Origin of the sequence: Allobosea sp. (assembly GCF_035999205.1) — a bacterium.
In the GTDB taxonomy this organism is placed as follows: Bacteria; Pseudomonadota; Alphaproteobacteria; order Rhizobiales; family Beijerinckiaceae; genus Allobosea.
This window is the reverse complement of sequence record NZ_DASYHA010000019.1, coordinates 347,330-368,043: the sequence shown is the minus strand read 5'-3', so window position 1 is coordinate 368,043 and position 20,714 is coordinate 347,330. Positions and strand designations below refer to the sequence as shown.

Here is a 20,714-nt window from a genome sequence, read left to right as displayed (position 1 = left end):
GGATGCCTTGATCGGGGCCCGTGAATCCGGCCGTGGCGTGAAATTGGAAACGGGGCGGCGCGCCGCCCGATGTCCCGCATCCCTACGCCGGTATGAGCCGGATCAGGTTCGGAGGGTCACCGCGTTGTCCGGATTGGCCCGAACCGGCGGAATCTCAGCCTCCTAGCGAGGCCCCCCTGGGAACAGCCGGCAACATGACGGCGCAGCGATCGGGATGTCAAGAATGTGCCGCGGGCTGCTGCTGCGATCTCGGTCGCGCTCAGCGCGCGCGCAGCGAGCGGACGATGTTCGCAGCTCGCCTCACGGAGGTCACGGCGGATCCCGCGGCGATGAGCCAGAGCGCGATGAGCAGGACCTCGTTGTGGCCACGCCAAAGCGGCTCCAGCAGCGACAGCAGGGCCGCAGCGGTGATCGTCGCCATGCGATGTGGCTTGGCCATCGGGCCCGAGAAGTCGGCCGGAAGCCCGCAGGCGCGCCCCAGTTCACGCGTATACGCAGTCAGCACGGCAAGAGCTGCAGCCGCCCAGCCCAGGGCCGGTACGCCAGCCCCGTAGCCGGCACCGACGAAAATGAAGATATCGGCGATGCGGTCCGGGAACTCGTTCCAGAACGGCCCATCGGGCTCCTGTTTGCCCCCTTCGATCGCCACCATCCCGTCGAAGAGGTTGCAGAGTAGCCTGAACTGGCAGAACAGCGCCGCCGCCAGAAGCAAGGCGATGCGCGCCCCGGGATCCGCTGTCCCCGCAAGCCAGAAGCAGGTGCCGGCAACCCCCGCCATCCCCATGCTCGCAATCGAGATCTGGTTCGGCGCCACGGCGGCCGCGCTCAGCCAGCGCGCGATGGAGCGGGCCCAGCCGGTGTCGCGGCTCGCGAGCGGGCGTCGATTGTCGTCCTGCGCCACGGTTCAGCCCTTCCTGCTCCGCCACAGCGAGAGATTGTAGAGGGCCGCATAGCTGGTCGCGACCGTCAGCGGCACCGCGATCGTCCTGCCGATCTCCGGCGTGCCGCCGATCATGTGCATGGTCGTCAGCACGCCGGCCGACACGAGCCCGGCGATCACGGGCGGAGCCAGAAGCGCCGCGAGGCCGGAAAAGCGCCTGGACAGCTCCTCGATACCGCGCTTCAGGAACAGGGTGATGGTGGCCGACAGCGCGCCCTGGATCAGCCCGGCCTGGACCGGGGCCGGCATCGGATGGGCGCGGTTGGCGAAGGCCGCCCAGCTTCCCATCGCGACAAAGGCAACGGCGATGTGAATGACGCTGCTTCGCATCAGGCCTGCGATCGGAAGGCTCATGTGGCCGACCACCCATAGCGCACCAGGTGGAAGAAGATCGGGGCCGAGAACACCACCGAATCGAGCCGGTCGATGAAACCGCCATGGCCGGCGATCAGGTGGCCCCAATCCTTGACCCCGCGATCGCGCTTGATCGCCGACATCACGAGCCCGCCGAAGAAGCCCATCAGGACGATGACGAGCGACAGGAAGGCCGATTGGAGCATCGAGAACGGCGTCATCCAGGACAGGGCAGCTCCAACAGCCGTCGCGCTGAGCGCGCCGCCGACGAAACCCTCGACCGTCTTGGAAGGCGACAGCTTGGGCGCGATCTTGGTGCGGCCGACAAGCTTGCCCCAGACATATTGCAGGACGTCGCTCATCTGCACGACGATGACGAGATAGGCGATCAGGAGCACGTTGCGCCCCTCGAAACCGGGAATTTCAAGGCTCAGCAGCGCCGGCACATGCGAGATGCAGAAGACACAGATCATCAGCGCCCACTGCACTTCGGCGATGCGCACGAGAAACTGATCGGTATCGCCGCGCACGGCAGCGATGATCGGCATCAGCAGGAAGGCGTAGACCGGGATGAAGATCGAGTAGAGCCCGTACCAGTCTATCCAGATCAGGTAATACTGCACCGGCAGCACGACGAAGAACGCGACCGCCAGCGCCCAGTGGTCAGCGCGGTGCGTCGTGGTCAGCGTGATGAACTCGCGGAAGGCCGCGAAGGAACAGAAGGCGAAGAGTAGGGTCACGCCGGTCTTGCCGCCGATCAGAGCCAGCCCCATCAGGACGACCATGACCCACCAAGCCCGGATGCGGTGGTTCAGGTTCTCGACCACCGCATTCGAGCCATCCGGCGACAGCCTGCGCTGCAACACGTAACCGATCGTCGAGGCGACGATCAGAACGACGAGTGGAACCGCCAGCACGGCCACCAGATCGGGGTGCGGCCTCGTCACGACACATTACCCTTCGGGGACAAGGCGAGCAGGGCCGCTTCCGCCCTAAGCAGGAAATCCTTCTTGGTCTCGCCCTCGGCGATATGGAGGGCGGCCCCAAACGTGACGGTGCAGATCAGGGGAATTGGCACGAACTCGCCCTTCGGCAGGACGCGGTTGAGATTGGCGATCCACACCGGCACGAGGACGACCTTTGGCCGTGCGCGCGCCAGATGGAACAGCCCGCTCTTGAAGGGCAGGAGCGGCGCCGCAGTGCTGTTGCGCGTGCCTTCCGGGAAGACGATCAGGGAGGAGCCGGCGTCGAGCGCATCCGTCATCTGGCCGATCGGATCGCTCGTCCGGCTCGGGCGCTCGCGATCGATCAGAACGGCGTTGAAGACGTCGCGGCCGATGAACCGCCTAAGGCGGCTCTTCAGCCAATAGTCACTCCCCGCGACCGGGCGGCTCGCCAGGCGCATGCGGCGCGGCAGAACCGTCCAGATCAGGACGAAATCGCCATGGCTCGCGTGGTTGGCAAAGTAGATCCGCTGCTCGTCGGTCGGTGCGATGCCGTCCCACTGTCCACGCACCGCCGTCAGGAAGCGGGCAGCCAGCAGAACGAGCGTGCCCGCCAAGCTTATGCCCGCTCCGCGCATCTCCGCTCCCAACCCGACCCTGCAATGACGTAACGTTCAACGCGAACAATGTCGACGGGTAGCGCGCAAACGGCCACCCCGCCTGTCCGTTACGAAGCCTGGAAGAATGCGACTGCTTGCAGGACCCCAGGGGCCGATCTCTGCAGCGCCGCATGGCAGCCTAAAGGCTGTCGCGCCGGATCAAGTCGGCAGCCTTTTCGGCGATCATCAGAACCGCCGCCTGGGTGTTGCCGGAGACAACTGCCGGCATCACCGAGGCATCGGCGACACGCAGCCCCTCGATCCCGCGCACCCGCAATTCCGGATCGACGACTGCGCTCGGCCCCTGCCCCATGCGGCAGGTCCCGACGGCGTGATAGATCGTCTGGCCGTTATCGCGCGCGAAGGCGAGCCAATCCTCGTCGCTGACGCAATCCGGCCCCGGCGCCATCTCATAGGCGCGATAGGCATCCATCGCCGGCTGGCCGACGATCGCGCGCGCGATCTTCATGCCGTCGACCATGCATTGCCGGTCGGTGACGGTCGCGAGGAAATTGGGGTGGATCGCGGGAGGGGTGGCGGCGTCGGGCGCGCGGACATGGATGGTGCCGCGGGATTCCGGTCGCAGCTGCGTCACGCCGATGGTCATGCCGGGTTCGTGGTCGAGCTTGCGTTCGGCGGCATTGGCGTAGCTCGCATGCATGAAGAAGTACTGGACGTCCGGCCCCTCGATATCCGGTCGCGTCCGGACGAAGCCATGCGCGAGCCCGGTGCCGAGCGTCAGGATGCCCTTCCGGGTCAGGAAGTACTGCGCGACCGCCGCCGCCAGCCGCCAGCCCCGCGTTGTCTCGTTCAAGGTCACCGGCAGCTTCACGCGCCAGTTCATGCGCGTGCAGAAATGGTCGCTGTAGTTGGCGCCGACGCCCGTCAGTTCGTGACGGGCCGCGATCCCCGCCGCCGCCAGCACGGCCGGATCGCCGATACCCGACAATTCGAGCAGATGCGGCGTCTGGATCGCGCCGGCGGTCAGGACAACGCTGTGGCGCGCAGCGGCCCGGCGCTCGCCACCGTCGATGCGATAGGTGACGCCGGTGGCGCGCTTGCCGTCGAGATCGATCCGCAGGACATGCGCGCCGGTGAGCACACGCAGATTCGCGCGGCTCCGCGCAGGCGCGAGATAGGCATCCGCCGCGCTGACCCGGCGACCATGGCGCTGGTTGACCTGATAGTAGCCGAAGCCGTCCTGCGACGGGCCGTTGTAGTCGGGGTTGCGCGGATAGCCCGCCTGCCCGGCTGCCGCGATGAAGGCCTCGGCGATCTCCGGGCGCTCCTTGACCTCGGTGACCGGAAACGGGCCGTCGCGGCCGCGAGTCGCGTCGCCCTCGCCGTCATAGGCTTCGAGCTTGCGGAAATAGGGCAGGACATCGGCGAAGCTCCAGCCGGTGCAGCCAGCCTGAGCCCAGCCGTCGAAATCCTGCGCCTGACCGCGCACATAGATCATGCCGTTGATCAGCGTCGAGCCGCCGAGCCCCTTGCCGCGCGGGATCGCGATCTCGCGGTTGCGCGTGGCCTCTTCGGGCTCGCTCCAGAAGCGCCAGTTGAAGTCCGGATTGACCAGGAGCTTGCTGAAGCCGGCCGGGATCGGGATCCAGAAGCCCTTGCCCTCGCCGCCCGCCTCCAGCAGCAGCACGCTGCGGCGGCCATCCTCGCTCAGGCGGTTGGCCAACACGCAACCGGCCGTGCCGCCACCAACGATGACGTAATCATAGCTTTCGGCAGCAGGCGTGTTCATGCCGCTGCTCCGGCGAGCGGCGTGCCGCGCTCCGCCATCACCCTGGCGATGCCGGCCACCACCTCCTCGCGCCCGGCGAAGGCGGCGCGTTCGAGCACCTTCGAGATGGTGGGCGAGGCCTCGCGGCCATGGACGCGCTGGACCGGCTGGTCGAGCCAGTCGAAGAGCCGGCGGTGCAGCTCGTCGGCGAGCATCGCGCCATAGGAGGTGCCGCGCGCGCCCTGCTCGACGATCAGGACATTATGCGTCTTGCGGACGCTCTCGCCGATCGTCTCCCAGTCGAGCGAGGCGCGGTCGAGTGTGCGCAGATCGACGATCTCGGCGTCGACGCCGAGCGCCTCGACCGCCTCGACGCTGCGATGGACCATGGCCGAATAGGTCAGGATCGTCAGGTCGCGGCCCTCGCGGACGATGCGGGCCTTGCCGAGCGGGATCGTGTAGTCGAGGTCGCCGGCCGGAATCATGCCGTTCATCTGGTAGAGATCGACGTGCTCGATCACCAGCACAGGGTCGCTGCCCTTCAGGGCCGCATTCATCAGCCCGATATAGTCCTGCGCGGTCGAGGGCGCGACGATCCGCCAACCCGGAGAGGTCGCGAAGACGCCGGCCGGATCGAGCGAGTGCTGCGAGCCGTAGCCGGTGCCCATCGCGATCTTGCTGCGCAGCACCAGCGGCACATTGGTCGTACCGCCGAACATGTGGCGGGCCTTGCCGATCTGGTTGAAGACCTGGTCGGCCGCTACCCACATGAAGTCTGGATACATGAACTCGATGATCGGCCGGTAGCGCCCGTCCATGGCGAGCCCGCCGGCCAGCCCGGTGAAGGCGTTCTCGCTGATCGGCGTGCCGAGCACCCGGTCCGGGAAGGCGGCGGCAAGCCCCCGCGTCGCGCCGTTGGTGCCGCCCTTCAGCCGGTGGATATCCTCGCCCATGATCACCAGCGAGGGATCGGTCTCAAGGCGCCGATGCAGCACATCGGCGATGGCATCGACGAATTTGCGCTCGAGCGTCGGGCCGGCAGGCGGGCCGTTCGAGGGCAAGGCCGGCAATTCGCCACGCAGGCCGACGTCGACGAAGGCGGTGTCGGGCCAGAGTTCGGGGCGGATGCGACGGCGGTTGCCCTCGGGCTCGAGCAGACGGCCGGCGATATCCTTCATCAGCGCGACCGCGCGCTCGCGCAGGTCGGTGACGGCCGTCTCGTCGATCAGGCCCAGCGCGGTCATCTCGGTCGCGACGCGGGCCAGCGGATCGCGGGCGCGCCAGGCGGCTTCCTCCTCCTTGGGCCGGTAGCCGAAGGCCGACCCCGGCAGCGGGCCGTTCTGATGGAAAAAACGATAGACCTCGAGCTCGATCAGCGAGGGCCCCTTGCCGGCACGCGCGAGCGCCGCAGCCTCCTGCGTCGCCAGATGCACGGCGAGCGGGTCCATGCCGTCGACGCGCCATGACGGGATGCCGAAGCCCGGCCCACGTCCCGAGAGCCGCGTCTCGCGCGAGGCCTCGTCGACATGGGTCGCGACCGCATAGAGATTGTTCTCGACCACGAAGATCAGCGGCAGCGCCCAGGCGGCGGCGAGGTTCATCGTCTCCAGCGTCGAGCCGATATTGATCGCGCCGTCGCCGAAATAGGTCACCGCGAGATCGCCGGTGCCGGCGAGCTTGTGAGCCATGGCGGCGCCGGCCGCGAGCGGCACGCCTCCGCCGACGATCGCATTGGTGCCGAGGCCGCCGGCCTCGATCCAGCGCAGATGCATCGAGCCGCCGCGGCCATGCCCGAAACCGGGTTCGAGGCCCAGGATTTCGGCCAGGCTCCGGTGGAGCATGGCCTCGACGGGCTCGTCAAAATCCGCGACCGGATCGAGGGTAGGCGCGAGATAGGACAGCGCCTTGGCGAGGAACTGGTGGTGGCCGCGATGCGAGCCGTTGACCTGATCAGAGGCACGCAGCCCGATCACAGAGCCGACGGCGCCGCCCTCCTGCCCGATCGAAGAGTGGGCCGGCCCGTGCACGAGCCCCTCGCCGGCGAGTTCGAGCACGCTCTCCTCGAAGGCGCGGATCAGATGGAGCTGCGTCAGCATGCTGCCGAGCAGCGCCGGATCGGCTGCCTTCCAGTCGGCTGGCGTGGAGCGCAGCGCCGTCCACGACACTTGTGCCTGCAATGTCTCGCGCCTGGGCATTAGCGCCCTCCTCCGGCTGCAGTCTCAGAGATAGCCATTGGCGCTCCAGCCCCCGTCGACGCCGGCGACCTGGCCGGTGATCGCGCTCGCCTCGTCGCTCGCCAGGAAGGCGGCGAGATCCGCGACCTCCTCGGGCTCGATGAAGCGGCCGATCGGCATGCGGGCCGTCAACCTGTCGGCGTCGAGCCTGCCACGCGCGATCAAGTCGTCGAGGAACGGCGTGCGGACATAGCCCGGCGCCAGCGCGTTGACCCGCAAGCCTTGGCGAGCCCATTCGAGCGCCAGCGCCTTCGCCATCATCGCCACGCCGCTCTTGGAGACGCAGTAGCCGATGCGTTCGGGCGCGGCGACGACGCCATACATCGAGGCCATCAGCAGGATGGTGCCACGCCCGCGCGGGACCATGCGGCGCCCGGCGGCCTGCGCGGTCAGGAAGACGCCGTCGAGATTGACGCCCATCACCTTGCGCCAATCCGCGAAGCTCAGCTCCAGCGTCGGGCTGTTCTGCGAGATGCCGGCATTGGCGATGACGATGTCGAGCGGACCGATCTCCGCTTCCGCACGGCTGAACGCAGCATCCACCGCGTCCGGATCACAGACGTCGCAGGCGATGAAAGTCGCGCGGTCGATACCGGCCAGCGCCTGCGCCGCAGCGGTGTCGCGATCGAGCACGACGACCCGCGCCCCGCGCACAGCGAAGCGCCGCGTCATGGCGAGGCCGAGGCCCGAGGCGCCGCCGGTGATCAAGGCGACCTTGCCGGCGAGATCGCGGTTGCGGTCGGGAACCGGGGCGGCCGTCATGCTGTCATGCCCATGAAATCGGCCATCATCTCGAGCTGGCATTCCAGCATCGGCAGCCCGTAATGGACGCGGCAGCTGCTGGCTTGCGCGGCGGCGAGCAGCGCCGTGACTCGCGGCTGCATGATCACCTCCGCGACGATCTGCGTGTCGGTCAAACGCGAGACATCGACGGGCAGCGGGTCGCCCTCGGCGAGGCCGAGCGAGGTGCCGTTGACGACGATGTCGTGTGCAGCGGGATCGGCGTTGTCGAGCTCCACCGGCAGGGCCGGAAAGCCCTGCGCTAGGCGCCGCGCCAGATCCTCCGATTTTGCGCGGGTGCGGTTGGCGATCGAGAGGCTGGCGACGCCGGCCTCGGCCAAAGCGAAGGCGATGGCGTTGGCCGCGCCACCGGCTCCGAGCAGCAGGACACGGCAGCCCTTCGGGGCGAAGCCTTCGCGCTGCAGCCCGGCGACGAAGCCGAGCCCGTCCAGAATCTCGCCGACGAGGCGGCCATCGGGCTCGCGGCGGACGCAGTTGACCGCGCCGACGAGCTCGGCCTGCCGAGAGACCTCGTCGCAGAGCGCCACGATCGCCGTCTTGTGCGGCACGGTGACGACGAAGCCGCCGAAGGTCTTCATGCGCTTCAGGCCGGCGACGACAGTCGCGAGGTCGTCTGCTCCGACATGGATCGGCACCATCACGCCGTCATGCCCGCGATTGCGCATCAACGCGTTCAGCCGTTGCGGCGTCTGCACGTGATGGACCGGGTCGGCGAGGATGCCGTAGACGCGGCTATGGCCGGAAATCTCCGTCATGGGCCCTAGATCCCGAGATAGGCGGTCTTGATGTGCGGATCGGCGAGCAGGCCTGCGCCGGTGTTCTCCATGGCGATGCGGCCGTTCTCGATGACATAGGCGCGCTGCGCGATCTTGAGCGCGTGGAAGGCCTTCTGCTCGACCAGCAGCACAGTCGTGCCCATGGCGCAGATGCGCTCGACGATGCCGAACATCTGCTGGACGATGATGGGGGCGAGGCCGAGCGAAGGCTCGTCCAGCATCAGCAGGCGCGGCTTCGCCATCAGCCCCCGCGCGATTGCGACCATCTGCTGCTCACCGCCCGAGAGCGAGCCGGCGAGCTGGTCGAGCCGTTCGCGGACGCGCGGGAAGATCTCCAGCGCCTCCTCGAAGCGGGCCTGCGATCCCTCGCGGGCATTGGCGTGGTAGCAACCCATCATGACGTTGTCCCGGACGGTCATGACCGGGAAGAGCTGGCGCGCCTCCGGCACCATGACGAGGCCGCGTCCGACGATGTCGGCAGGCGTCGCGCCCGCGATTTGCTCACCGTCGAATTCGATCTTGCCGGCGCCGGGCTTCACCAGCCCGGAGATGGCGCGCAGCAGCGTGGTCTTGCCGGCGCCGTTGGCGCCGATGATGGTGACGACCTCGCCCTTGCCGATGCGGATCGAGACGTCCTGGAGGATCGTGGTGCGGCCGTAGCCGGCCGTCAGCTCAGAGACCTTGAGCATTGGCGAAATCCTCTCCGAGATAGGCCTCGATCACCCGGCGGTCGCGCACGACGGCCTGCGGATCGCCCTCGGCGATCACCTTGCCGGAATCGATCACGATGATGCGGTCCGACAGGCTCATGATCGCCTGCATGTTGTGCTCGATGGCGATGACCGTGACGCCGGAGTCGCGGACGGCGCGGATCAGCTCGACCATCTTCTGCGTGTCGGCCTGGCTCTGGCCGGCCATGACCTCGTCGAGCAGCAGGATGTCCGGCTCGGTCGCCAGCGTCCGGGCAACCTCGAGGCGCTTGAGATCGCCGATCGGCAGGTTGCGCGCCTCGACCTCGCGCAGGTGATGCAGCCCGACCAGCGAGGAGACCCGCAGCGCCACAGCCCGGGCCGACGCGACGTCGGGATGGCGCATGAAGGCGCCGATCATGATGTTCTCGATCACGCTCAGCTTGCCGAAGGGCTGGACGATCTGGAAGGTGCGCCCGACGCCGGCCCGGGCAAAGGCATCGGCGCTAGCGGGCGTCGCTTCCTGGCCACCTGAGACGATGGCGACGCTGCCCGAGCTCGGCTTGAGGAAGCCCGAGATCTGGTTGAAGAGCGTGGTTTTGCCGGCACCGTTCGGGCCGATGATGCCGAGGATCTCGCCGCGCTTCAGCACCATCGAGACATTATCGGTCGCTGTCAGGCCGCCGAAGCGCATGACGAGGTTCTTCGTCTCCAGCATGGTCTCGCCCGGCGTGCCGAGGACCTGGCGCAGGGCCGGAGCCTCCGGTTCGGGGCGCGGCGTGCCGCCGGGGAGACGGTCGATCCAACGCCCGACCGTGGCGCCGAAGGTGCCGACGAGGCCGCCCGGCAGCGTCAGCGTGATCAGCACCAGCACCGCCCCGTAGACGAAGCCATGCAGGCCGTTGGCGGAGGCGCCGAGCCAGCCGCGCGCGGCCTCCGCAATCGGCACGACCAGCACCGTGCCGAGCAGCGGGCCCAGCACCGTACCGAGGCCGCCGATCAGCGAGAACATCGCGATCTCGATCGAGGTCGCGAGCGAGAACATCGTCGCCGGCTCGAGGAAGGTCGTGTACATCGCGTGGAACGAACCGATCAGGCTCGTCAGCGCCGCGGATACCACGACGGCCTTGAGCTTGACCTCGGTCGGGCTGATACCCGCTGCGGAAGCAGCGTCCTCGCGCTCGCGGACGGCGGTGAGATAGTAGCCGAGCCGCGCGTTGCGGATCGCCCAGGACACGACCAGCGTCAGCAGCAGCAGGCCGAAGGCGATGATCAGATAGTTGAACTTCTCCGTGAAGATCATCCAGGCCCAGCCCAGCTTGAGCGGGACGATCAGCCCGGCCGAGCCGCCGGTGACGCCGTGGAAATGGATGGCGAGCAGGCGGATGACCTCGAGGAAGGCGATGGTTGCAAGCGAGAAGAACGGCCCGCGCAGTCGGAAGCAGGGATAGCCGATGCAGACGGCGACGACGGCCGAGAGCGCCGCTCCCGCCCACATCCCGATCCAGGGTGAGAGGCCGAGATGCTGGATCAGCAGCGCCGTGGTGTAGGCGCCGATGCCGTAGAAGACCATGTGGCCGAGCGAGAGCTGGCCGGCATAGCCGCCGACGATGTTCCAGGCGGTCGAGAGCCCGGCAAAGACGCAGATCGTGACGAAGACGTGCACGACGAAGGGCGAGTCGCTCACCGCCGGGATGATCAGCAGCAGCGAGAGCAGGATCAGCGCGACATAGACGCGCGGATGGGTGAGAGCGGCGAGCCGGCTCGGCTTCGCCATGGCGACGGGGGCCACGGTGGTGCTGTGAGCGGTCATGCGTTCACTCCGTCCCGCGGCCGAAGCCGAACAGGCCGGTCGGCTTGAAGATCAGGATCAGGATGAAGATCGCGAAATAGACGACCTCCTTGAGGTCGGGCGCGATGTAGTAGCCCGACAGGCTGTCTACGATCCCGATGATCATCGCGCCGAGGAAGGCGCCGTACATGCTGCGCATGCCGCCGAGCACGACGACGACGAAGGCGGTCAGCACGAAATAGGAACCGATGGTCGGTGTCACCGGGAAGAGAGGCATGACGAGCGCGCTGGCCAGTCCGACGCAGGCGGCGCCCAGCCCGAAGGAGATGATGTAGATGCGGTCAACCGCCACGCCCATCAGCAAGGCGGCGTTGCGGTTCTGCGCCGTGGCGCGGATGGCGCGGCCGAGCGGCGTCCGCTGCATGAAGAGGTGGAGCCCCGCGACCAGCGCCAGCGCGCAAGCCAGGATGACGAGCTGCCCGGAGAGCACGGTGTAGCCGCCGAGCGAGACAGACTGGCGGGCGCTGGGCGTCGCGACCGAATAGAGGTCGGCGCCGAAGATCATCAGCGCCAGGTTCACCAGCGCCGTCGAGAGGCCGACCGTCGCGAAGATCTGGATGTGCTCGTCGGCGCTCAGCAGGGGCTGGATGATGAAACGCTGCACCAAGGCGCCGATGCAGAACAGCAGCAGGACCACCGGCACGGCCGAGACGTAAGGATGCCAGCCGAGCTTCGTCGCCAGCAGATAGGTTGCGTACATGCCGATCATCAGGAACTCGCCATGGGCGAAGTTCACGACGCGGACGATGCCGAAGATCAGCGTCAGTCCCACGGCGATGATGGCGTACATGCTGCCGAGCATGATGCCGTTGAGCAGCAACTGGACAAGCACGTCCATGAAGGGCGTCTCCAGGGTCGAAACAAGCGACGAGTAAGTGGGTGTCGGGCGCGGGCGATGAGGGGGCCGCCGAAGGCGGCCCCGACCCGGGCAGGATGGTCCGGTGCGTCAGTTGGTACCGACGCCGACCTTCATCTTGGCGACCGCGGCGTCGGCCGGGAACACGGTGACGAGCTCCCCGCCCTGCCATTGCATCAGGAAGGGCACGGCGCGGCTGTTCTGCCCGCTTTCCGCGAACTTCGCACCCCAGCCCGTAGCGGTCCCACCGACCGGAACATCGACCTTCATCACGGCCGCGCGGATCGAGGCGGCCTTGAGATCGGGCGCCGCGGCCATCGCATCGAGGAAGACGAGCGCGCCCATGTAGTTGGCGAGCGAGTGGCCGGAGCGCGGCGCAGTGCCATACTTCGCCTGGTACTTCTTGACGAAGGTATCGACGCCCGGAGCCGCCTTCGGATTGGTGCGGAACTGGGTGAAGTCGACGTTGAGCGCGCCTTCCATGTTCTCGGCCCCGATGGCCAGCATGGTGTCGCGCAGCGAATAGCCGCCGCCGGCGCCGATCATGGCCTTGGGCTTGAAGCCCTGCTCCTTCATCTGGCGGAAGAACAGCACGGTATCGTTCTGGTAGGAGGTCTGCAGCACGACATCGGCGCCTGCCGTCTTGAGACGCAGGATCACCGGGGTCAGATCCACCGACTTGGCCGAATAGGGCAGCGTCTCGACGACGTTGACGCCCTTCTCCTTGGCGCGTGCGGTCTGGTAGCCGGCAACCGTCTGGCCGTAGAGCGAATCCTCGTGGATGATCGCGACCTTGAGCGTCTTGGCGTCGACGCCAAGCGCCGGAGCAATCGCCTCGCCGATGGCGTCGACCATGCGGCTGGCGAAATCGCGGGCGGTCGGGTTGGTGCGATAGACGTTCTTGAAGCCGCGCTCGGTGATTGGATCCGAGATCGCGCCGAGCTCGAAATAAGGTACGCCGGCCAGCTCCGCGACCTGCGTCGCCGCGATCGAGAGCGAGGATGAGTAGGTCCCGAAGATCACCGGCACCTTGTCGACCGAGGTGAGGCGGCGCGCCTCGCCGACCGCCTGGTTCGGCTCGACCGCATCGCCCTTAACGATCTCGAGCTTCTGCCCCTTGAGGCCGCCGGCGGCGTTGCGCTCCTCGATGGCGATCTCGAGGCCGCGGAAGCTCTCGTCGCCGAGCAGGGCGAGAGCGCCCGAGAATGGATAGAGTGCGCCGATCTTGACCTGCGCGAAGGCGTGGCCACCCGACAGAGTCAATGCCGCGGCCAGCGCCGCGCGCGTCAGAACCTTCATCATGTCCTCCCTGGGACCGCTGTCACGATCATTTCTTGCGGTCCCCATCGCCTGATGCGTCCCGGCCGGACGTTTCGCCGGCGGGGCGGATAATGCAGATAACCAAGTTGCCTGACAAGTAGGGTTTTGCTAACGCTTGAACCAAGGCAGGGCCGACGTCGCAATGCGATGCGAGCCCGCGCGAAGCGCTTGCCCCGGCAAGGTGGAAACCACCTTCGCGAGCGGGCATGCGCCAGCGAAGAACATGCCCGGCTACAGGGAGAAGACCAGGATGGCATTGCCGCAGACGATGAAGCAGGTGCGCTTTGCAGGCTCGGGCGGGCCTGAAGTGATCGAGATCGAGACCGCACCCGTACCGCAGCCCGGCCCGGGCCAGGTCCTGATCGCGGTCGCGGCCGCCGGCATCAACCGGCCAGACTGCCTGCAGCGGGCCGGCGGCTACCCGCCTCCGCCCGGCGCAACCGAAATTCCCGGCCTCGAGGTCTCCGGCCGGATCGTCGCAGTCGGCGACGGAGTCTCGGCCAGCCGGGTTGGCGAGGCTGTCTGCGCGCTAGTGATCAGCGGCGGCTACGCCGAATACGCCGTAGCGGACGAACCGCTCTGCCTAGCCGTGCCGAAGCCGCTCTCGCTGCTCGAGGCCGGTGGCCTGCCCGAGACCTACTACACCGTCTACGACAACGTCTTCACGCGCGGCCGTCTGAAGAAGGGCGAAACGATCCTGATCCATGGCGGGTCGAGCGGCATCGGCTCGACCGCGATCCAGCTCGCCAAGCATGCCGGCGCGACAGTCTATGCGACGGCCGGCTCGGTCCAGAAATGCGATTTCTGCCGCTCGCTCGGCGCCGACGAGGCGATCAACTACCGCGCGGAGGATTTCGTCGCGGAGGTCAAGCGGCTGACCGGCAGCAAGGGCGTCGACGTCGTGCTCGACATGGTCGGCGGCCCCTACATCCAGGGCAACCTCAACATCCTGGCCCTGGAAGGCCGGCTGGTGCAGATCGCCTTCCTCCAGACCAGCAAGGTCGATCTCGACCTGATGAACGTGATGCTGCGGCGCCTGACACTGACCGGTTCGACGTTGCGGGCGCGCTCGGTCGCGCTCAAGGCCGAGATCGCCCAGCATCTGCGCCGCGATGTCTGGCCGCTGCTGGAGGCCGGCACGGTCAAGCCGATCATCCACGCCACCTTCCCGCTCGAGCAGGCAAGACAGGCCCATGAGCTGATGGAATCGAGCGCCCATCTCGGCAAGATCATGCTGGAGGTCGGCAAGTGAGCAGCCATCGCGGCAAGGTCGTGCTCGTGACCGGCGCGGGGCGCGGCATCGGCCAGGCGATCGCCGACGCCCATGCGGTGGCCGGCGCCAGCGTCGCCTATCTCGACCATGATCCGGCGCTGGCCGAAGCGGCCGCCGAAGCCGCCCGCGGGCGCGGCGCGACGACGCTGGCCGTCTCCGCCGATGTCGCCGACGAGGCCTCGGTCAAGACGGCGGTCGCGCGCGTCGCGGACGTGCTAGGGCCGGTCTCGGTTCTCATCAACAATGCCGGAATCTCTCCGAAGTCGGGCGCCGACGGCAAGCGCGCCAAGCTCGGCGAAATGAGCGCCGCGGAGTGGCGGCGCGTGCTCGACGTCAACCTGACGGGCGCGTTCCTCTGCGCCAGCGCGGTGGTTCCCGGCATGCGCGCGGCCGGGCGCGGCACGATCGTCAGCGTCTCTTCCGTTGCCGGCAAAACCTATTGCGACATCGTCGGCGTGCACTATGCCGCGACCAAGGCGGCGCTGATCGGCTTCACCAAGCATCTGGCCGGCGAGCTCGGTCCCGACGGCATCACCGTGAACGCCGTGGCGCCTGGGCGCATCGACACGCCTCTGATGCGCGGCACGGCGCCCGAAGCCAACGAGGCGGCGCGGATGGCGACTCCGCTGCGCCGGCTCGGCAGTCCCGAGGACGTCGCGCAGACCTGCCTGTTCCTGACCTCCGACAACGCCGCCTTCGTCACCGGCCAGGTCTGCGACGTGGCCGGCGGCTGGCTGATGACCTGAGGCGCGCCGTGATCGACTTCTCCGGCAAGGTGCTGCTGCTCACCGGCGCGAACGGGGCGATCGGGCGGGCCGTGGCGCGCCTCTTCCACGGCCACGGCGCGGCCTGCGTCCTGACCGATCTCGACGGTGGCGGCATCGCGGGCTTCGCCCGCGAGCTCGACCCCGGCGGAGACCGGGCTCTGGCGCTGCGACAGGATGCGGCGCAGGCCGGCGATGCCGACGCCGTGGTCCAGGCCACGGTCGCGCGGTTCGGCCGGATCGACGCACTGGTGACAGCGGCCGGACTCTATCGCGACCGGCTGGTCAGCGAGATGAGCGAGGAGGAATGGCGCCAGTCGATCGCGATCAACCTCGACGGCGTATTCCATGTTTGCCGTGCCGCCATCCCACATCTCGCGGAAGGCTCGGCCATCGTGAACATCGCCTCGATGGCCGGCCATCGCGGCAGCTATGCCCACGCCCATTATGCGGCGGCCAAGGGCGGCGTCCTCACCCTTTCGCGCTCGCTGGCGCTGGAACTGGCGCCGCGAACCCGCGTCAACGCCGTCTCGCCCGGGTTGATCGAGGGGCCGATGGTGCAGCCGCTGATCGCGAAGAAGCCGGAGCTGATTACGAACACCCCGATGAAGCGGTTGGGAACCGCTGAGGAAGTCGCCGGCGTCGTTGCCTTCCTGTGCTCCGATCTGGCACGCTTCGTCACCGGCGAGACCACCCACGTCAATGGCGGTCTGCATATCGCGAGCTAACGGACATATCGAACAGATGGTCGCCAACAAGACCCGCTCCGAGCCACCGCGCGACATTCTGGGACGAGCGCCCTCGCTCGCCGATACACTGGCCACGCGGCTGCGCGAGGAGATCGCCTCGGGCCGCCTCCAATCGGGGGAGCGCCTGCCGACCGAGCAGCAGCTCGCCCAGACCTATGGCGTCAGCCGCCCGATCGTGCGCGAGGCCGTCGGCCGGCTGAAGCATGACGGGCTGGTGCTGTCGCGACAGGGGGCCGGTGCCTTCGTTGCCGACCCGGGCGCGAGCTCGGTGTTCAGGCTCAATGTCGCCGATTTCTCCGACAAGGAAGAGCTGCGCCACATCGTAGAGTTGCTGATGGCGGTCGAGGCCTCCGCCACCGAGCACACGGCCGAGCGTCACAGCGAGGCTGACATTGCGGCGATCCGGGAACGGCTCGAGGCGATGCAGGCAGCGATCGACCGCGGCGAACCCGGGGTCGACGAGGATGTCGCCTTCCACCGCGCCATCGTCGACGCCACCGGTAATCCGTACTTCCGCGACCTGTCGGAGTTCCTCGACCGGCGCGTGCGCACCTTCATCCGCACGGCACGCGCCAATTCGGCGCGCCTGGCCGGCATGGCCCAGATTGTCCAGGGCGAGCATCAGGCGATCTTCGACGCCATCGTCGCCCGCGATCCCCAGCGGGCCCGCGCGGCCGCCGAGACACATCTCAAGAACGCCGCGGCCCGGCTCGCCATCTATCTCGGCCGGTAAAGACCCCGCCGACCAGGCCCGATCGCACGGACCGGGACCGTGCCGGTCCGCCCACTCTTGGCGATGCGCGCCTTCACCTCAGATTCTGCGGCGTTGAATGGCGCTCGCATAGGTGTTGAGGGACAGCAAGTGGCGATCGGCGCGTTGCAGCGACTCCAACGCCGCGGTCCGGTCCTTGTTCGCCAGCAGAGCGCACAAGACTTCGGAGACGGCGAGCGCCGGCGCGAGCGTATGGAAGAAGCTCTGGCTCTCGGTGGAGCAGAGAATGGCCTGGTCGGCGAGCCCGACGAGCGGCGACACCTCGCTGTCCGTGATCGCGACGATGCCGAGCCCCTTTTCGCGGGCGAGCTGGGCGAGCTCCAGGCTGTGCCGCGCATAGGGGTTGATCGAAATGGCCAAGAGCACGTCCTCGGCACCCGCCCGGATCAGCCCGTCGCCCACCGTATCGGCCGGACCGTCGAGATGGATCGTCTTCTCGCCGAGCAGCGCCATCACATAGTGGAAATGCCAGGCGACCGAATGGCAGGAGCGCAAGCCCAGCACGTAGATCCGGCGGGCCTGGGCCAGCCGATCCGCCGCAGCTGACAGGCGCTCCAGCGAGGCCGGCTCGGACAGCCGCGCGATCTGGGCGGCGAGCCCCTGCAGCATGCGGCGCGAGAGCTGCGCCACCGCCATGTCCTGCTCGTTCTCGCCATGCTGCATGGCGCGCGCTGCGAAACCGTCGGCGCGAAGGCGAAGCGCCTCGCCATGATGGGCGCGGATATCGTCATAACCGGGCAGATCGAGGAACTTCGCAAGCCGCGTCATGGTCGAGGGCTGCACGCCGGCGTTGCGCGAAAGCTCGCGCATCGAGACCAGCGCCACCTCCTGCGGATGCTCGAGGATGTAGCGCGCCGCCTGCTGGAGCTGCGGCGACATCTCGTCGAAGCGGCCGATGATGCGATCGCGCAGCGGGTCGTCCTGCAACATTTGAATCGCGCCCTTTCTCTATCCCGCCCCGAACATCTCCGCAGCTGCGGCGGATTTCAAACGGATTTTGTTGTTTTCCTCAAGCACAAAGCCGAGTTCGCGAGGATTGTTTCGCTGCAACATTTTTAGGCTCAATCGTATCTGATGCGTATCAAATAAAACAAATGTTGCAGACGATGAATGAATGTGAGATGAGCCTTCCGTCGCGGCGACCTGGCCGCGCAAGCCCGGGACGCCGAGATGACCAGGATTCTCCACCGTTCGATCGGAAGCCGGCTGCCGCGGGCGGTCAGCGGACAGGGCATCACCATCACCGCCCAGGACGGGCGCAGCTACATCGACGGCTCAGGCGGCGCCGCCGTCTCCTGTCTCGGCCATGGCCACCCCGAGGTCATGGCCGCGATGCGGGCGCAGATGGACCGGATCGCCTACGCCCACACCTCCTTCTTCACCACCGACGTCGCCGAGGAACTGGCCGAGCGCCTGGTCGGGCTGGCACCGGAGGGGCTCGACTACGTCTATCTCGTCTCCGGCGGCTCCGAGGCCGTCGAGGCCGCGATGAAGATGGCGCGGCAGTACTTCGTCGAGATCGGCCAGCCGCAGCGCCGCCATTTCATCGCGCGCCGGCAGAGCTATCACGGCAATACGCTGGGCGCGCTGGCGGCCGGCGGCAACGCCTGGCGACGCGCGCAGTTCCAGCCGATCCTGCCGCAGACCCACCATGTATCGCCCTGCTACGCCTATCGTGACCAGCAGCAGGGCGAGACGCCCGAAGCTTATGCCGCCCGGCTCGCTGACGAGTTGGAGGCCAAGATTCTCGAGCTCGGCGCGGACGAGGTCATCGCCTTCGTCGCCGAGCCGGTCGTTGGCGCGACCTTGGGCGCCGTTGGCCCGGTCGCCGACTACTTCGCCCGCATCCGCCGCATCTGCGACAAGTACGGCGTGCTGCTGATCCTCGACGAGGTGATGTGCGGCATGGGCCGCACGGGCACGATGTTCGCCTGCGAGCAGGAGGGCATCTCGCCCGACCTCGTCACCATCGCCAAGGGGCTTGGCGGCGGCTATCAGCCGATCGGCGCGGTGCTGCTCTCGGACAGGATCTACCGTGCCTTTGCCGAGGGCTCGGGCCTGTTCCAGCACGGCCATACCTATATCTGCCATCCGATGGCGGCGGCGGCGGCGAACAAGGTCGTCGAGCTGATCTCGCAGCCGGACATGCTCGAAAACGTCCGGCTGATGGGCGAGCGCCTGCAGGCGGGGCTCGACGCCCGCCTCGGCCAGTCGCCCCATGTCGGCGACATCCGCGGGCGCGGCCTGTTCCGCGGCATCGAGATCGTCGCCGACAAGGAGAGCAAGGTCCCCTTCGATCCGGCGCTGAAGATGCACGCCCGGATCAAAAAGGAGGCGATGGCGCGGGGCCTGCTGAGCTATCCGATGGGCGGCACCATTGACGGCCGGCTGGGCGACCATGTGCTGCTGGCGCCGCCCTACATCATCACGCCCGAGGAGATCGACCAGATCGTCGAGCGGATCGGCGGCGCGATTGACGCGGCGGTCAGGGTCTGACGCTGCCATGGCACCCCGCATCGCCTTCGCAGGCTTCAATCTCGAATCGGTCACCGCGGTTCCGCAGACGGTGGAACTGGCCGAGTTCGAGCGCGTCTGCGTGCGCGGACCGAAGCTGACGGAGCGGTTTCGCGGCACCAACACGGTGCCGGGCGGCTGCCTGAAAATCTGCGAAGCGGACGGCGCCGAGTTTGTGCCGCTGTTCCACACGCTGCTCGGCGCGCTCGGCCCGGCTTCGGACGAGGCGGTCGAGCGCTATACGCGCGAGATCGTCGAGGAGCTGGACCGGAATGGCCCCCTCGACGGCGTCATCCTGTTCCTGCACGGCGCCTGCTGGGCAGCGGGTTATCCGGATGTCGAGCGGCATGTGATCGATGCTGTGCGCGCGGCCTTTCCGGCGCTGCCGATCGCCGTAGCGCTCGACTATCACGGCAACATCGACCGCGAGACCCTGCGCGGGGCGGACATTGCCGTCGCCTATCGCCATTCGCCGCATATCGACATGGGTGAGACCGGCGAGCGTGCGGCACGGGCCCTGCTCCGGCTGCTGCGCGAAAACCATCGGCCTGGCCTCGCGGTAGCGCGCCCCGACATTGTGATCCCCTCGATCATGTCGGCGACGGCGCTCGAGCCGCTCGCTGCGATCATCACCGAGGCCCGTACGGCCGAAACCGCCGGCGACTGCGACATCTCGGTGATGGCCGGCTTCTCCTATGCCGACAGCGCCAATACCGGCATGTCGGTGATCTGCCTGGACTGGGACGGCCAGGAAGCTGCCGAAGCAAAGGCTCAGGCCTTCGCGGACCGGCTGCGCGGGGCGCGGCAGGCCATCGCGAACGCAATACCGATCCTGGGCGTCGAGGAGGCCTTGGCCGATGTCGAGGCCAGGCTGGCGAACGGTCGCCCGATCGTGCTGCTCGAGCATGCCGACCGGATGAACGACTCGACGCATCTGCTGCGCGCCCTGCTCAGCCGCCATGTCGGGCGGGTCAATGTGCCGTTCCTGCTCGATCCCGAGACCGCAGCGCAGGCTCATGCCGCCGGCGAAGGCGCCGACATCACGGTCGCGCTCGCCGGCAAGACGGCCCCGGAGACCGGAGGCCCTGTCGAAGCCATGGCACGGGTCCTCTGGTCTGGGTCGAAATCCTTCTCGGTATCGGGACGCTACCAGCACGGCTCCTTCGTCGATCTCGGCCTGACGGCGCTCCTCCAGATTGGCGCGGTCCGCGTCTCGGTCGTGTCGCATTTCGCCTTCGCGGTCGATGGCGATCCGTTCTTCATCTTCGGCGAGCGGCCGGAGGATTACGACGTCATCCTGCTACGCTCGAAGACCCATTTCCGCGACTACTACGAGCCGCTGGCCGACCGGATCCTCGTGGTCGACACACCCGATCTCGGCCCCGCCGATGTGCGGCTGATCCCATACCGGCAGCTCGACACGGCCAGTGCCTATCCCTGGAGCGACGCTCCGGCCTGACACCAGCAACCAATCAGAAGAGAGGGGAA

The 20,714-nt window shown here is 67.7% G+C and carries 19 protein-coding genes and 1 riboswitch; of the genes, 6 read left to right on the top strand and 13 right to left on the bottom strand.

Features of this window, described 5'->3' with window-relative positions; all coding sequences use genetic code 11:
- Nucleotides 1-62 precede the first annotated feature (62 nt).
- Nucleotides 63-188, bottom strand: a riboswitch (TPP riboswitch).
- A gap of 71 nt (nucleotides 189-259) precedes the next feature.
- The 12 genes from VGN82_RS09855 to VGN82_RS09800 form a co-directional block, all read right to left on the bottom strand.
- Nucleotides 260-901 (bottom strand): CDP-alcohol phosphatidyltransferase family protein, encoded by a 642-nt coding sequence (locus VGN82_RS09855; protein ID WP_327526829.1) that lies wholly within the window; start codon nucleotides 899-901, stop codon nucleotides 260-262.
- Between the two features lie 3 nt (nucleotides 902-904).
- On the bottom strand, nucleotides 905-1,294 hold the full coding sequence (locus VGN82_RS09850; RefSeq protein WP_327526828.1) for a hypothetical protein: 390 nt from the start codon (nucleotides 1,292-1,294) through the stop codon (nucleotides 905-907).
- Nucleotides 1,291-2,241 (bottom strand): phosphatidate cytidylyltransferase, encoded by a 951-nt coding sequence (locus VGN82_RS09845; protein ID WP_327526827.1) that lies wholly within the window; start codon nucleotides 2,239-2,241, stop codon nucleotides 1,291-1,293. The genes VGN82_RS09850 and VGN82_RS09845 overlap by 4 nt, the downstream gene beginning before the upstream one ends.
- Nucleotides 2,238-2,876, bottom strand: a complete 639-nt coding sequence (locus tag VGN82_RS09840; RefSeq protein ID WP_327526826.1) for a lysophospholipid acyltransferase family protein — start codon at nucleotides 2,874-2,876, stop codon at nucleotides 2,238-2,240. Before VGN82_RS09840 ends, VGN82_RS09845 begins: the two co-directional genes overlap by 4 nt.
- A gap of 160 nt (nucleotides 2,877-3,036) precedes the next feature.
- On the bottom strand, nucleotides 3,037-4,647 hold the full coding sequence (locus VGN82_RS09835; RefSeq protein ID WP_327526825.1) for a GMC family oxidoreductase: 1,611 nt from the start codon (nucleotides 4,645-4,647) through the stop codon (nucleotides 3,037-3,039).
- Nucleotides 4,644-6,821 carry an alpha-ketoacid dehydrogenase subunit alpha/beta gene (locus tag VGN82_RS09830; protein ID WP_327526824.1) on the bottom strand — a complete coding sequence of 726 codons (2,178 nt, stop codon included), beginning with the start codon at nucleotides 6,819-6,821 and terminating at the stop codon, nucleotides 4,644-4,646. Before VGN82_RS09830 ends, VGN82_RS09835 begins: the two co-directional genes overlap by 4 nt.
- A 24-nt stretch (nucleotides 6,822-6,845) precedes the next feature.
- Nucleotides 6,846-7,622 (bottom strand): SDR family NAD(P)-dependent oxidoreductase, encoded by a 777-nt coding sequence (locus tag VGN82_RS09825; RefSeq protein ID WP_327526823.1) that lies wholly within the window; start codon nucleotides 7,620-7,622, stop codon nucleotides 6,846-6,848.
- Entirely contained in the window at nucleotides 7,619-8,416 is a 798-nt protein-coding gene (locus tag VGN82_RS09820; protein WP_327526822.1) for a shikimate dehydrogenase family protein, read from the bottom strand. The genes VGN82_RS09825 and VGN82_RS09820 overlap by 4 nt, the downstream gene beginning before the upstream one ends.
- A gap of 5 nt (nucleotides 8,417-8,421) precedes the next feature.
- The gene (locus tag VGN82_RS09815) at nucleotides 8,422-9,126 is read right to left on the bottom strand and encodes an ABC transporter ATP-binding protein (protein ID WP_327526821.1); all 705 of its coding nucleotides are present in this window, start codon (nucleotides 9,124-9,126) and stop codon (nucleotides 8,422-8,424) included.
- Complete coding sequence (locus VGN82_RS09810) at nucleotides 9,110-10,939, bottom strand: branched-chain amino acid ABC transporter ATP-binding protein/permease (protein WP_327526820.1); 1,830 nt, start codon at nucleotides 10,937-10,939, stop codon at nucleotides 9,110-9,112. The genes VGN82_RS09815 and VGN82_RS09810 overlap by 17 nt, the downstream gene beginning before the upstream one ends.
- 4 nt (nucleotides 10,940-10,943) lie before the next feature.
- On the bottom strand, nucleotides 10,944-11,816 hold the full coding sequence (locus tag VGN82_RS09805) for a branched-chain amino acid ABC transporter permease (protein ID WP_327526819.1): 873 nt from the start codon (nucleotides 11,814-11,816) through the stop codon (nucleotides 10,944-10,946).
- Nucleotides 11,817-11,924: 108 nt separating this feature from the next.
- Nucleotides 11,925-13,133 (bottom strand): ABC transporter substrate-binding protein, encoded by a 1,209-nt coding sequence (locus tag VGN82_RS09800; RefSeq protein WP_327526818.1) that lies wholly within the window; start codon nucleotides 13,131-13,133, stop codon nucleotides 11,925-11,927.
- Between the two features lie 271 nt (nucleotides 13,134-13,404).
- On the opposite strand from VGN82_RS09800, the gene VGN82_RS09795 reads away from it, so the two are divergent.
- The 4 genes from VGN82_RS09795 to VGN82_RS09780 are packed head-to-tail and all read left to right on the top strand — an operon-like array spanning nucleotide 13,405 to nucleotide 16,673.
- Nucleotides 13,405-14,406 carry an NAD(P)H-quinone oxidoreductase gene (locus tag VGN82_RS09795; protein WP_327526817.1) on the top strand — a complete coding sequence of 334 codons (1,002 nt, stop codon included), beginning with the start codon at nucleotides 13,405-13,407 and terminating at the stop codon, nucleotides 14,404-14,406.
- Nucleotides 14,403-15,173, top strand: coding sequence for an SDR family oxidoreductase (locus tag VGN82_RS09790; RefSeq protein ID WP_327526816.1), 771 nt, complete (start codon nucleotides 14,403-14,405; stop codon nucleotides 15,171-15,173). Before VGN82_RS09795 ends, VGN82_RS09790 begins: the two co-directional genes overlap by 4 nt.
- Before the next feature lie 8 nt (nucleotides 15,174-15,181).
- Nucleotides 15,182-15,919, top strand: coding sequence for an SDR family NAD(P)-dependent oxidoreductase (locus tag VGN82_RS09785; protein ID WP_327526815.1), 738 nt, complete (start codon nucleotides 15,182-15,184; stop codon nucleotides 15,917-15,919).
- A gap of 16 nt (nucleotides 15,920-15,935) precedes the next feature.
- Nucleotides 15,936-16,673, top strand: a complete 738-nt coding sequence (locus tag VGN82_RS09780) for a FadR/GntR family transcriptional regulator (RefSeq protein ID WP_327526814.1) — start codon at nucleotides 15,936-15,938, stop codon at nucleotides 16,671-16,673.
- A 78-nt stretch (nucleotides 16,674-16,751) separates the two neighbouring features.
- On the opposite strand, the gene VGN82_RS09775 is transcribed toward VGN82_RS09780, so the two are convergent.
- Nucleotides 16,752-17,642: a MurR/RpiR family transcriptional regulator gene (locus tag VGN82_RS09775; protein ID WP_327526813.1), complete on the bottom strand. Its 891-nt coding sequence runs from the start codon at nucleotides 17,640-17,642 to the stop codon at nucleotides 16,752-16,754.
- Nucleotides 17,643-17,882: 240 nt separating this feature from the next.
- Between VGN82_RS09775 and VGN82_RS09770 the strand changes: the two genes are divergently transcribed.
- Nucleotides 17,883-19,208, top strand: coding sequence for an aspartate aminotransferase family protein (locus VGN82_RS09770; RefSeq protein ID WP_327526812.1), 1,326 nt, complete (start codon nucleotides 17,883-17,885; stop codon nucleotides 19,206-19,208).
- Nucleotides 19,209-19,215: 7 nt separating this feature from the next.
- Complete coding sequence (locus VGN82_RS09765; RefSeq protein WP_327526811.1) at nucleotides 19,216-20,685, top strand: M81 family metallopeptidase; 1,470 nt, start codon at nucleotides 19,216-19,218, stop codon at nucleotides 20,683-20,685.
- The last annotated feature ends 29 nt before the right edge of the window (nucleotides 20,686-20,714 follow it).